Origin of the sequence: Cypionkella sp. TWP1-2-1b2 (assembly GCF_049896245.1) — a bacterium.
Lineage (GTDB): Bacteria > Pseudomonadota > Alphaproteobacteria > Rhodobacterales > Rhodobacteraceae > Cypionkella.
The window spans coordinates 94,963-108,610 of record NZ_JAFCTX010000008.1; the positions used below are offsets into that span (position 1 = coordinate 94,963).

General features: G+C 61.2%; 9 protein-coding genes. 3 read left to right on the forward strand and 6 right to left on the reverse strand.

The annotated features are described in order from the left end of the window. Positions 1-63: 63 nt before the first annotated feature. On the reverse strand, positions 64-984 hold the full coding sequence (locus ACP7AP_RS07380) for an acyltransferase family protein (protein WP_426033556.1): 921 nt from the start codon (positions 982-984) through the stop codon (positions 64-66). Between the two features lie 281 nt (positions 985-1,265). Between ACP7AP_RS07380 and serS the strand changes: the two genes are divergently transcribed. Together serS and ACP7AP_RS07390 are read left to right on the forward strand one after the other, a co-directional pair. After that, positions 1,266-2,555 (forward strand): serine--tRNA ligase, encoded by a 1,290-nt coding sequence (gene serS, locus ACP7AP_RS07385; protein ID WP_426033557.1) that lies wholly within the window; start codon positions 1,266-1,268, stop codon positions 2,553-2,555. 30 nt (positions 2,556-2,585) lie between these two features. After that, positions 2,586-3,299 carry a hypothetical protein gene (locus tag ACP7AP_RS07390; protein WP_426033558.1) on the forward strand — a complete coding sequence of 238 codons (714 nt, stop codon included), beginning with the start codon at positions 2,586-2,588 and terminating at the stop codon, positions 3,297-3,299. A 164-nt stretch (positions 3,300-3,463) separates the two neighbouring features. Here the strand turns inward: ACP7AP_RS07390 and der are convergent, their stop codons facing one another. Genes der through ACP7AP_RS07405 form a run of 3 tightly spaced genes read right to left on the reverse strand, consistent with a single transcriptional unit; the run spans position 3,464 to position 7,056 of the window. Beyond that, positions 3,464-4,933, reverse strand: a complete 1,470-nt coding sequence (der, locus tag ACP7AP_RS07395; protein ID WP_426033559.1) for a ribosome biogenesis GTPase Der — start codon at positions 4,931-4,933, stop codon at positions 3,464-3,466. 48 nt (positions 4,934-4,981) lie between these two features. Further along, positions 4,982-6,328: a PQQ-binding-like beta-propeller repeat protein gene (locus ACP7AP_RS07400; protein ID WP_426033560.1), complete on the reverse strand. Its 1,347-nt coding sequence runs from the start codon at positions 6,326-6,328 to the stop codon at positions 4,982-4,984. A gap of 44 nt (positions 6,329-6,372) precedes the next feature. Beyond that, complete coding sequence (locus ACP7AP_RS07405; protein WP_426033561.1) at positions 6,373-7,056, reverse strand: hypothetical protein; 684 nt, start codon at positions 7,054-7,056, stop codon at positions 6,373-6,375. A 269-nt stretch (positions 7,057-7,325) separates the two neighbouring features. Between ACP7AP_RS07405 and ACP7AP_RS07410 the strand changes: the two genes are divergently transcribed. Continuing rightward, positions 7,326-9,008, forward strand: a complete 1,683-nt coding sequence (locus ACP7AP_RS07410; RefSeq protein ID WP_426033562.1) for a calcium-binding protein — start codon at positions 7,326-7,328, stop codon at positions 9,006-9,008. Here ACP7AP_RS07410 and ACP7AP_RS07415 read toward each other — a convergent pair whose 3' ends face one another. Further along, positions 9,009-11,783, reverse strand: coding sequence for a caspase family protein (locus ACP7AP_RS07415; RefSeq protein WP_426033563.1), 2,775 nt, complete (start codon positions 11,781-11,783; stop codon positions 9,009-9,011). Then, positions 11,758-13,527 carry an ABCB family ABC transporter ATP-binding protein/permease gene (locus tag ACP7AP_RS07420; RefSeq protein WP_426033617.1) on the reverse strand — a complete coding sequence of 590 codons (1,770 nt, stop codon included), beginning with the start codon at positions 13,525-13,527 and terminating at the stop codon, positions 11,758-11,760. The genes ACP7AP_RS07415 and ACP7AP_RS07420 overlap by 26 nt, the downstream gene beginning before the upstream one ends. Between the last annotated feature and the right edge of the window lie 121 nt (positions 13,528-13,648).

Below are 13,648 nucleotides of genomic sequence, written 5' to 3' on the forward strand. Positions count from 1 at the left end.
GTTCGACAGACCAGTGGCATGGGGGTGTGAAACCCCCAGTTCAACGCTGAAACGCGCACAGCGTCACAAAAACCGATTAAACCCCGGCACCCGCTGCAACACCGCCGTCAACGCCCAAGCCAGAGCAAAGGCGAACACAGCCGCAAAACTGCGGTCCACCGTGTCAGAGAACAGCTTGAACGCCACCAGCATCGTCGCGGGGTGCAACAGATAGATGCCAAAAGCAAATCCGGCCAGCCAAGTCGGCCAAGTGCCTTTGATATTCACCCGCCAGACCGCCTCAAAAATCACCGCCACCAGGATCATCTGCACCGAGGCAAATTCCGGGCTGCGGTTGTACAAAATCCCACTGATCAGCGCCGCCGCCACAATCACCGGCCAGACCAGCCCCATGCGCTTGCCAACAGCCAAGATCGCGCCAAACCAGAACAGCGGCAGCGAGAAAAACCATTGCGGCAGCGGTTGCGGAAAGCCCGCCGGATTGATGAACCAGGCTTGCGGTGCCAGTTTGGCGTGCAGCAGGCCCAAAGGGATCGACACCACCACCAGCAACCCTGCCGCTAGATACATCCGCGCCGGGCGGTCAATAAACCGCGACACCCACGGAATCGTGACCAGAAAGATCATCACAAACGGCAAAAACCACAGATGGATCGACGGCCCGATCAGCAGTGTCCACGGGTCTGACAGCAGCTGAAACGGCTCATCCGACACCACCTCAAACACCACCCGGAAAAACACGCACCAGAACAGCCACGGCAAAGCGATCCGCTGCGCGCGGGCCAACCAGAATCGCTGACCGTCCGAGCGTTCAAACGAGCCCACCGCCAGAAACGAGGTCAGCACCAGAAACAGCGCCAGTGCGGTATAGCCAATATCGGCATAGGGCGCGCGGGCGTGGTCCCAGACAATGCCAAAGGCCGCAGCGAACCGCGCAAGGTCCACCGACCGCCTGTATCCCGCTTTCACACCCGCGCCTGCCAAACCAACCTCATACCTCTGCTTCGGCCATAGCCTAATCCGCCCGTTGCGCCTAGCCCAAGCTTCGGCAACTCTGCGTTTACAATCCGGTGCAAAACACCTCTGCCCAAATCACCGGCATTTCGCCTGTGCTCCGCCCACATTGGAAAATAAAGCCTGAACGTCTATGCGCAAGCCGTTGAAATAACATGAGGCCCCTGCCTGTCCACGCGTGGTCAACCCGCCCTTCCCCTTGCGACCCAAATCGGGCATAACCTGCCCATTCTGATTTCAAGAGGCCAGCCATGCACGATATCCGCGCCATCCGCGAGAACCCCGCCGCTTTTGAAGCCGCTTTGATCCGCCGTGGCCTGTCGGGCATCTCTGCCACAATCCTGAAACTCGATGAAGCCCGGCGCAGCAAAATCCTCGCCTCCGAGACCGCGCAAGCGCTGCAAAACGCCGCCTCGAAAGAGGCAGGAAGCGCGAAAGCACGCGGCGATGAGGCCGAATTCAACCGCCTGCGGACCCTCGTCGCCGAGAAGAAATCCGAAGTGGCCGCTCTTGCTGCCGAAGCCGACCAATTCGACCGCGAACTGCGCGACCTTCTGATGGCGATCCCGAACCTTCCCCTTGATGAAGTCCCCGACGGCGCGGATGAGGAAGGCAATGTTGAAATCCGTCGCTGGGGCAGCCCGCGCAATTTCGATTTCACCCCGGTCGAGCATTTCGAGATTGCAGGCGTCAAACCCGGTATGGATTTCGAGACCGCCGCCAAACTCTCGGGCGCGCGGTTCGTGGTGCTGAAAGGGGCCGTGATCCGCGTCCACCGGGCGCTGTCGCAGTTCATGCTGGATACGCATATCGAGGAGCACGGGCTTCAGGAAACCTGGACCCCGGTGCTGGTTAAAGACGACGCGATGTTTGGCACCAATCAGCTGCCGAAATTCGCCGAAGACAGTTACCAGACCACCAACGGCTGGTGGCTGATCCCCACTTCCGAAGTCACCCTGACCAACACCGTCGCAGGCGACACGCTTGACGAAGCTGCGCTGCCGATCCGCATGACCGCGCATACCCAATGCTTCCGCTCGGAAGCAGGGTCTGCGGGCAAGGACACCTCGGGGATGCTGCGCCAGCACCAGTTTGAGAAGGTCGAGATGGTCACAATCTGCACCCCCGACACCGCTTTGGCGGAACACGAGCGGATGACCACCTGCGCCCAAGCGATTTTGGAAAAGTTGGAAATCCCCTACCGCACCATCGTGCTGTGTACCGGAGACATGGGCTTTGGCGCGCAGAAAACCCATGATCTTGAAGCTTGGCTGCCGGGGCAGAACAAGTACCGCGAGATCAGCTCGGTTTCCACCTGCGGTCAGTTTCAAGCCCGCCGGATGAATGCCCGCTTCAAAGTGCCGGGTGGCAAGCCGGAGTTTGTGGCCACACTGAACGGGTCCGGCCTTGCCGTTGGCCGCTGCCTGATCGCGGTGCTGGAGAATGGCCAGCAGGCCGATGGTTCGGTCGATCTGCCAAGCGCGCTGCACCCTTACCTGCGCGGCAAGACGAGGATTTCGGCGGCAGGCGTTTTAGAGTGAACCACAACCATTCTCAGTCGTAATCAATTCATGAAACGCATCATCCAACCCGCCCTGCTGCTCGCCACGCTTGCTTTTGCGATAGCACCGGCTTTCACGCCGTCGTTCCGGGGCTATGATCCGGCAACGTTTCCGGTTCAGATCGAAAACCCTAGCGTGCAGCCTGCGGGCTACGCGTTTGCGATCTGGGGGCTGATTTATTTATGGCTGATCGCGCATGCCGCCTTTGGCGTGATCAAACGCCGGGGTGATCTGGCGTTCGTCAAACCCGCAGTGCCGCTGACGCTGTCGGTCGCCTTGGGCACGGTCTGGCTTGCCATCGCTGTCGCCTCACCCATTCCGGCGGCAGTTGTGATCGTCGCGATGGCGGCTTTGGCGGTTTATGCCTATGTGATCGCCGACCCCGCGCAGGATCGCTGGCTGCTGTCCGCGCCGCTTGCGATCTATGCGGGCTGGCTGACGGCGGCATCGGCTGTGTCAACCGGCGTGATCTTGGCGGGCTATGGCATTTTGCCGGACACCACAGCGGCGCTTGCGATGTTAGGGATTGTGCTGGTCATTGGCGTCACGGTTCAGATCAACCGCCCCAACCTGCCGATTTACGGCGCAACGCTAGTTTGGGCGATTGTGGGGATTGTGGTGAAAAGCTGGGGCGTGAACCCGACAGTCGCTTATGCAGCCGTTGCAGGAGCGGTGCTGATGGCGCTGGTCACAGCTGCACAGTTGCGTCGGCAAAGCGCTTGAGTACGGCGTGAAAATCTCTCCCAGCGGGGAATGACTTGTGTTTTTGGTCGGTTAGTGAGGCATTTTCCACAATATGTTGTGGTTTTATCAGTCAAGTTATCGCCAAAGAATGAAAAAGCCACTGATCCTTGACGGGATCGGTGGCTTTATATTTTCACCCTAGCCTACTGCCCGGTGTTCTTTTCTTTGTGTTTGCGCAAGCGGCTGGGCGTGTGGAATTTCGGATTGCGGAACGGGTTTTTGTCGGCTTGTGAGCGAAAGGTGATGCGAATCGGCGTGCCCGGCATGGCGAAATGCTCGCGCAACCCGTTCACCAGATAGCGGCGATAGCTGTCGGCCAGATCATCGGGGTGGCTGCACATCACAATGAAGCCCGGCGGGCGCTGCTTTACTTGCGTCATATAGCGCAGCTTGATGCGGCGGCCTTGTGGCGCGGGTGGCGGATGCGATTCGACCATAGCACCCAGCCAGGTGTTCAGACGGTTGGTCGGGATGCGTTTGTTCCACACGGTGTGGGCGGCGAGAATAGCATCATGCAGACGGTCAAGACCCCGGCCAGTCTTACCCGAGACGGTGATCATCGGCGCACCGCGCAACTGTGGCAGCAGGCGTTCAAACATCTCTTTGAGTTCGGCCAGCTTTTCCTGCTTTTCGTCCTCAAGATCCCATTTGTTCACCGCAATCACCACGGCGCGGCCTTCGGTTTCGGCAAAATCGGCGATGCGCAGGTCTTGCACTTCAAACGGGATATCGACGTCGAGCAGCACCACGACCACCTCGGCAAAGCGCACGGCACGGATGCCATCGGACACCGAGAGCTTTTCGAGTTTCTCGTTGATCCGCGCGCGTTTGCGCATCCCCGCGGTGTCAAAAATCTTGATCGGCGTGCCGAGCCATTCCGCCTTGACCGAGATCGCATCGCGGGTGATGCCCGGTTCCGGCCCGGTCAGCAGGCGATCATAGCCGAGGATTTTATTGATCAGCGTTGATTTTCCAGCGTTCGGGCGACCGATCACTGCGATTTGCAGAGGCTTCCTGGCGGTCGGGCGGAAGGCTTCGATATCTTCTTCAAGTTCAGCTTCTTCCTCGGACACATCGACTTCGGTGTCAGGTGTATTCTCGGCCTCACGCTCGGCAAATTCGCCCTGCAGCGGCAGCAGCAGGCGGTAGAGATCGTCCATGCCCTCGCCATGTTCGGCAGAAATCCTGAGCGGCTCTCCCAGACCCAACGACCAGCCCTCAATCGCGCCTGCATCACCTGCGCTGCCTTCGGCCTTGTTCACCGCCAAGATCACCCGCGCGCCCTTTTTGCGCAGGATGTCGGCGAAGATCTCATCGGACGGCGTGACGCCCATGCGGCCATCAATCACGAACAGGCTGACATCGGCCATATCGACCGCACGTTCGGTCAAGCGCCGCATCCGGCCTTGCAAGCTGTCGTCGGTGATTTCTTCCAAGCCCGCCGTGTCGATCACAGTAAAGCGCAGATCTAACAGCTTGGCGTCGCCTTCGCGCAAGTCACGCGTCACGCCGGGTTGGTCATCGACCAACGCCAGTTTGCGGCCAACCAAGCGGTTGAACAGGGTCGATTTGCCCACATTGGGGCGGCCAACGATGGCAAGGGTAAAGCTCATTTCAGGCGTCCGGGTATAACCAAGCTGCCCCCATACACGGGGATAGCCCTAACGGAAAGCGTGAAGTTGGCCGTTGCCGCCGACCACGAACAGCAAACCTTGCGCCAAAGCCGGGGCCGAGGCCGCACCGCCCGGAATTTCGACGCTGTAAACCTGATTGCCATTGGTCGGATCAAAGCCGCGCAAGCTACCATCGCTTGATGCCACAACGATGCGCCCGCCCGCCAGCACCGGGCCATAATGCGCATAGATCGCGTGGCGCTTCTTCGGCTTGTCCTTGACGTAATATGGCATCTCGATGGACCAGATCACCGCACCCGTGCCCGCATCAAGCCGCACCAGACGGGCTTCGTCGTTGACGACAAACACCGAGCCTCCCACCACCAAGGGCGGGTTCAACGCGCCCTCATTCGCCGTCCAAATCCTTCCGCCCGTGGTCATGTCAATCGCCACGGTGCGCCCGGCTGCGGTGCCAAGGTAGACCGTGTTTCCGACGATCACCGGATCGCCCGTCACATCGCCCATGCCGCCATAGCTGCGACCCAACCGCTGGCCGGAAACCCCGGCGTTCCAGATCGGATCGCCCGAAGCCGCCTGCACCGCCGAAATCTGCCCGCTGGCAAACGGCAACACCACTTCATTGTCGCCCACCCCAACCGAGGCCGTGCCGATCATACCGCTGGAGTTTGGCGCACCCGCCTGTTGCCAAAGCTGCTTGCCGGTATCGGCGGATACCGCCAAAGCCGAGCCATCGCGGCCCATCGCGTAAACCACATTGCCCACAACCGTGGGTGCCCCGGTGATCGGGCTGTCAAAGCGTTGCCGCCATGCGATGCCGCCCGTACTGGCATCCAAAGCCACCAACTCGCCATAGCCCGAGGTCGCGTAAACCCGGTTGCCACTGGCGGCCAAACCGGCGCCCGTCACATTGCTGGCCTCACCGGATTCGGGCGTGATATTCGCCGTCCACAGCGCCGCGCCACCGGTCGAGACCGCCGTCACTTGCGCTGTGGCGTCCATGGTGAACACCCGCCCGCCCGAGACCACTGGCGAGGCTGCGATCCGCGACCGCTTGCTGTCGCCTGCGCCGATATTGACGCTGAACACCCGCGCAGGATTGGCCGACAACGCGCCGTTGCCAGAGGCATGACGGGCGTTGCCGCCGCGATGGCTCCATTCAGCATTGGCGGATGCGCCCGGCAGCGCGATGGGCACCGCGGTATTGGCGGGCTCTAGCGACGTGGCGACAGGGGCCGGTTGCCCCTCAAGCGCGACCGAATCTTCAAGCGGCGCGCGCACCGGAAAACGCGTCCCCTCAAGGATCACGTCTTTTTCGCATCCAGCCAGCCCAATGCACAGCATCAGCCCCGCCATCCCGATCTTGCCGCTGGTCATCACGCAAAACACTCCCAGATTTCTTCAACTGCGCCCAAAGGCATTTAGCCCGCATCCACAGCCGCGTTGTCGGCGGCGGGCTTTGGTTCCGGCGGCGTGCCCCCCAAAGCGGTGATCATCTGGCCCGCGCGCTGGCGCAGACCCTGCGGTGCATCCTGATCCTGCATCAGCGCCGCCAGCGCCGCAATCGCATCGTCTTTCTTGCCATCTTCAATCAGCAGATAGGCCAGCTGCTCGGCGGCCAAAGTGCGAAACGCCCGCCCCGGCACCGCAATCGACTCAAGTGCTGCACGCCGATCCGCAATCGGCTGATCCTTGCCCGCCAGCATCACCCGGCGCAAAACCGCGAGATCACGGTAGACCTGCGGCTGACTTTGATCGGCCGTCAACTTATCCAAGGCCGCCAGCGCCGCTGCTTTATCGCTGCCCGCATCGGTGGCCAGCATCAGATCCTTCAGCGCAATCTGCCCGCCATCGGCGGGGATCGCCGCCATTGCCTGCGCGCGGTCTTCGGGTGCGCCCAGATCGACCGCATCCAGCATCGCATCGCCAAAGCTTTGCGCCCGCGCCGCATCGCGCGCCTTGGTCCATTCGGTATAGGCCGCGCCGCCCACGACGCCGAGCACGATCACAGCGCCGATCCAGCCATATTTGCGGAAAATCGCGTAAAGCCGATCACGCCGGACCTCTTCGGTGACCTCGCTGATAAAGCTGTCTGGGTTGCTCACGCTGGCCTCTCTTTCGCACCAAAGCCATGGCCTTGGTTCTTGATCTGCACCCCACGCCCGCGCGCAAAGTCACTTGACCCCTGTCTTACAGGCAAAGCCCGCAACTTGCCAAGCCCTGCGACGGCGCAAGCCTTAGCCCCGCGCTTTGCAGCTGCCGCCAACAGATCACAGTTTCGCGCAAATTTGACAAACCGCCGCGATTAGGACGAATTGTTAACATATTTGCATGAAATGTTTCGAAAACTTGTCCCCTTTGCCCGAGTTGCCCGATGGAACCTGCTGTCCTTGCTAACATCTTCCTGTTTCTCGGCGCTTTGGGCCTCAATATCGGCATGGGAGGCACGGATGACACGTCAGACGACACCCCTGCCAACAATGATCCGCTGTATAACGCGCAAAACTATGCCCATGCGCATGACGGCACCGAGGGCAATGACACCGTCACCGCGGATGCCGACAATCAGGCGTGGTTTTTGCATGATGGCAATGATGATCTGACGGCGTCTTCGGCCAATGACTACGCCAACTTGGGCGACGGCGATGATCATGCCGTGATGGGGGCTGGCAACGACATCGGCCTTGGCGGCGCGGGCAATGACAGCTTAGAGGGTGGCGTCGGTGCGGATTCGCTGTTTGGCGGCGCGGGCAACGACGATGTGCAGGGCAATCTTGGCGATGATGGCCTCGCGGGCGGCGATGGCAATGACGAGGTTTGGGGCGGCTTGGGCGGCGATATTCTGAACGGAGGTGCTGGCGATGACACGTTGTCGGGCTTTCTCACCGGGGCTGCGGGTGCGGGCGGCATGACCGGAGCCGAGGGCAGCGATCAGTTGGTCGGCGGCGATGGCAATGATTTGTTGGTGCTGGGCCACGGCGATATCGGCCAAGGTGGCGCTGGCAACGACACCTTCGATCTCGACACCCGCTGGGACGATGGCGCAGCCATTGCCCATATCACCGATTACAACGCGGCGCAGGACGCTGTGCATATCACCTACACCCCGCATTATTCCTCTGATAGCTCGGCCGAAGTGCCCCCGATGATGAGCCTGACGCATACCCCCGATGGCAGCACCGAGATCAGGATGGACGGCGCGATTGTCGCACAACTGGACGGCGTCGATGATTTCAGCCTGAACGACATTGTTCTGGTGCCCGATGCGGCGACCGATCCGCAATTTGCAGCCGGGCATTACAGCGACGATGTGCAGGGCAGCGCAGGCGACGACAGCCTTGCAGGTGGCAGCGATCCGACCGCTTGGCATCTGGAGGGTGGCGCGGATCATCTGGCAGGGTCGTCGGGGTCTGATTACGCCGATCTTGGCGCGGGCAACGATCATGCCGCGATGGGCGACGGCAATGATTCGGTACTGGGCCACGCGGGCGAGGACAGCATCGACGGCGGTTTGGGCGCTGACACCCTGCGCGGCGGCGACGGCTTGGACACGCTGCATGGCGGCGATGGCGCAGACCGCATGGCAGGCGATTCCGGCAATGATCTGATGGCGGGTGGTGCGGGCGCGGACAGTCTGCTTGGCGGTGGCGGCGATGATACGTTGTCAGGCTATTCCGACACCCATTCCGCCGAAGCCAGCCTGACTGCGATTGATGGAGTTGACACGCTTTCGGGCGGCGATGGCCGCGACACCCTTATCATCGGCCACGGCGACACCGCCACGGGCGGTGCTGGCGCGGATCGCTTTGAGATCGAGCATCAATGGGCAGACAGCACCGCCGCCGCCACGATCACCGATTACATTTTCCAGACCGATCAGTTGGAATTGCATTACGCGCCGCATTTCGACGCCAATCACGTTGAAATTCCCCCGGTCGTCACCATCGCGCAATCTGCCGGATTTTCAGCGATCAGCCTCGATGGCGTGGTGGTCGCCAATGTGATGGGCAGCCATGCCGTGGGGCTTGCCGAGGTGGTGCTGGTGCGCGAGGGCTGATCAAGGCTCTGCCAGTTGCGCCTCGATCACCCCGATCCACCCCGCCCGCCCCGGATCAAGCCGCCCCTGTGCTTGCAAGGCTTTCAATATCGCCAAAGCCTCGCGCTGACGTGGTTTGGGGTCGTCTTCATAGATTGACAGCCGCACAAGGCTGGCGACAAGGTTCAACTGCTTCTCGACATTGCCCGGATCACGCGCCGCGATGTCGGCCGAGATCGCATAGCTTTGTCGCACCAAATCGCGTGCGCGTACCGGATCGCCCTGCATCAAGGCCACATCACCCAAGCGGTCCAGATTGCCCGCCAAATCCTGCTGGCGGCTGGCATTGCCCGGATCGGCCTTAGCCAGCGCCTGCGAGATCGCTTGCGCTTGCGTGAACCGCCGCTCTGCCTCGACATAATCCTGGCGCTTGAACGCGAGATCGCCCAAGCGAGACTGCGCCAGCGCCACGCTGCGCTGCCAATCGGCGTTCGCAGGGTCGAGCGCCGCCAGTTTCAGTCGCAAATCCAGCGCCTTAGCGTAAAGCTCTGCCGCCTCGGACGGGGCTGCCAGTGCCGCCCGCGCATCGCCCAGTTTGACATAGCCCATCGCCAGATCGCTTTGCCATTTGGTTTGCCCCGCGTCCTTTGCCACCAGTTTTTCCAACAGCGCCACCTCGGCTTTGAACCGCAGCAGGGCTGCTTTCGGGTCATTCAGCGCCAGAAACACATCACCGATCTTGTCCAGACTGGTGGCCAGATCATTGCGCAGATCATCCCGATCGGGCAGCCGCGCAAGCAGGGCCTGCCGCAAAGCCATCGCCTCATTATAGACCACCAAAGCCCCACGCGGATTGCCCGACAGCTTGCGCAGATCGCCGACCCGGTCAAGCGACAGCCCCAGATCGCGCCGCACATCATCACGATCAGGAAATTCGATCACGAGTTGCCGCAGTACCGTCAGCCCGGCCTCTTGCAGCGCCAAAGCCTGCGCCAGATCGCCGCGCAACTGCGCCACATCGCCGAGTTTCGATTGTGAGACGAACACATCATGCCGCCATTTCAACGGCGCATCTTTGCGCGCGGCCAGGTCCTGATCGACTTCTAACGCGGCACGAAATTCGGCCTCAGCCCCGGCCAAAACGCCCTGCAACAGCAGCATATCGCCGATATTCACCCGCGCCACCGACCAGTTGCGCCGGAAATCGGCATCCTGCGGGGCTTCGGCCACCCGTGCGGCGGCAATGTCTTGCCAAGCGCGATAGCTGCGCAGCGCAAAGCTGGTGTTGCCAATGTTACGTGACAAATCGCCCTGATCCCACAGTAAATCTGTGTAAGCCTCGCGGTCTGGGCGGGATAAGTCCGGTCCCTCCAATTCGGCATAAAGCGCCAGAGCCTTGGTCAGATCCGCCATTGCCAGATCATAGCGCAAATCGGCTTTCGCGGCAGAGGCCGCCAGCGCATGGGTCTGCGCCTCGGACAAAGTCCGGCTGCGGTAATTGTCGCGCAACGCATCCCGCGCCCCGGCGTCCAATTTCGCGGCCTTGTCCAAAGCCGCGCGCGCGAGGTCAAACGCGCCCAAATCCAGCGCCTGTTCAGCCTCTGCCCGGAACTCGGCCACCTTTGGGTCATCCGCCGACAACAGTTGCACCTGCGCGCGAAACCGCAGGAAGGATTCCGCCGATTGCACCAAGGCCTGCGCCCGCGCACTGCGGTCTTTACCCGCCAAATCCGCCGACATCAGCGCGCCATAGAGCGGGGCCAGCGGCATATCCTTGTCCCGCGCCAAAGCCTCAACCTCGGCGCGCAACTCGGCAGGCAGCCCCGCCATTGCCACCAACAGCCGATCCCGCTCACCCAATTCCCCGACCTCAGCCGCGAAAAACAGCCTCGGCAAACCGCTTTCGATATAGGGCAACTGCTTGCCCCGGCTGCGGTCATAGACATCCTGCTGCACCAAGGTCAGCGCCGTGCGCACCTCGACGCCGGGGGTCGCAAAATGCCGCAACAGGGCTTCGGTGAAGGGGGAGTCCGCGCCCGTGCCATCCGCCGCCACCTCACCCGGAGCCGCCGAGAACGCGAACAACACCCCGTCCGCGCGCCCCACCCGGCCCAAACCGGGCTTGGGCTGATCCACCGCATCCTGCAACTCGACAGCCGAGCGCCCTTGCCCCGAACCCCCACCGCCCCAAGGATCTTCGCGGCAGGCATCCAGCAAAACAATGCCGATGGGGGCGACCGAGGCCAAAGCCGCCTGCACTTCTGCCAGCGGCAAAGCACTGCCCGCCACCGCCTCTGCCGTGCCCGCCTGCGCATCGACGGGCAGCAGGTAATTCACCCCGGCTATCTCAACTCCGTGGCCTGCGTAAAACAGCAAGGCCACGTCCGCCCCTGCGCCATCCTCACGAAAATCCTGCAAGGCCCGCCGCATCCGCTTCAAATCGCGGTTGGTTTCCACGGTCACTTCAAAGCCTAACCCCGAAAGCAAGCCCTCGACCGCCACGGCATCATTGACCGGATTGTCCAGCTTGCGCAGATGGCGGTAATCCTGCGCCGCAAGCACAAGCGCCACCCGCCGTTCGGCCATGGCCTGCACGGGCAGCAAAAGGCAAAATATTAAAAACAATCGGGGCAGCATGAAATCACCAGACAGCGGTTTATGTTCGATCTTTTTCAGATTGAACACAAACCAAGACAGGATCAGCCTATGAATGTCGCGTATTAAGGTAAGCCCATCCTGCCCCGAAAGCCGCAAGCCGTAAAGCAAAGCCTCAGGCCGCCTGCGCTTCTTCCTCATCCGCAGATTGCCGCGCCCACATCGCCGCGTATTTGCCATCGCGCGCCAGCAACTCGTCATGCGTGCCGCGTTCGGTCACCACGCCGTCCTCCAGCACCAGAATACAATCGGCATCGGCAATCGTCGAAAGCCTGTGCGCGATGGTGATCACCGAACGGCCCTGCCCCATTTCGCGCAACGACTCCTGAATACTTTGCTCGGTCTGGGTGTCCAAGGCGCTCGTCGCCTCATCCAGCACCAGAATCGGCGGGTTTTTCAACAAAGTGCGTGCAATGCCGACGCGCTGCTTCTCGCCGCCCGACAGCTTCAAGCCGCGCTCGCCCACGGTCGTCGCGTAGCCATCTGGCAATGAGATGATGAAATCATGGATCTTCGCCGCCTTCGCCGCTGCGACAATCTCGGCCTCAGTCGCCCCTGCCCGGCCATAAGCGATGTTGTAATGCACGGTATCGTTGAACAAAACCGTGTCCTGCGGCACCACGCCAATCAGCCCGTGCAGAGAGGTCTGCGTCACATCGCGCAGATCCTGCCCATCAATGCGGATGCTGCCCCCGGTCACATCATAAAACCGGAACAACAACCGCCCGATGGTGGATTTACCCGAGCCCGAAGGCCCGACCAACGCATAGCGCTGCCCCGGTTTCAGCGTAAAACTGATGCCCTTCAGAATGGGTCGCGACGGATCATAGGCAAAGCGCACATCGTCAAACGTGATCTCACCTCCCGTCACCTGCAACGCCACGGCGCCGGGTTTATCGGTGACTTCCTCGGGCTGTTCCAACAGATGAAACATCGCTGCCATATCGACCAGTGCTTGGCGGATTTCGCGGTATACCGTGCCAAGAAAGCCCAACGGCATGGTGATCTGCACCATATAGGCGTTGACCATGACGAAATCGCCGACGGTGAACTGACCAGCCTCTACCCCGTAAGCCGACATCACCATCACCAGAATAAGCCCGGTGGTGATGATGAAACTTTGCCCTATGTTCAACACCGACAAAGACTGCCCGGTGCGCACCGCAAAGCCCTCATACGCCGCCATCGCGCCATCATAGCGCGCTGCTTCCCGCGCCTCGGCATTGAAATATTTCACCGTCTCAAAGTTCAACAGAGAGTCAATCGCCTTCTGGTTGGCGTCGGTATCCTGATCATTCATTTGACGGCGGATTTGCACCCGCCATTCAGTGACCTTGAAGGTGTAGGTCACATAGATCGTGATCGTCACCACCACGACCACGGCATATTGCCAGCCGAAATACAAAGCGAAGATGATCGACACCAGCGACAGTTCCAAGATCAACGGCCCGATCGACAGCAACATGAAGCGCAGCAGGAAATCGACACCCTTCACGCCACGCTCGATCACGCGGCTAAGTCCACCGGTCTTGCGGGTGATGTGATAGCGCATCGACAGGCGGTGAATATGGGTGAATGTCTCTAACGCCAGCTTGCGCAACGCGCGCTGGCCAACCCGCACGAACACCCAGTCGCGGGCTTCGCCTAGTGCCACTGATCCGAACCGCGCCAAGCCATAGGCCACGGTCAGCCCGACAGCCCCCAAGCCCAGCATGGTCGCCGCACTCGGGTCTTTGCCGACCAAAGCATCCACCGCCTGCTTGTACATGAACGGCATGGTGATCGACACCAGCTTGGCGGCAAGCAAGAACAACAGGGCTGCGACCACCCGCAGCTTGATCCAAGTCTCACCTTCCGGCCACAGGTAAGGGGCCACGCGTTTCATCGTGGCCCAGCCGCCCGCATGGCCGTCGGTGTCATCTGTCGCACTGGCCGCCACCGAGCTGGCTGTGGCCGCGCTGGCTGTTCCCGAACTGGCCGCCACCGAACTGGCTGTTCCCGAACTG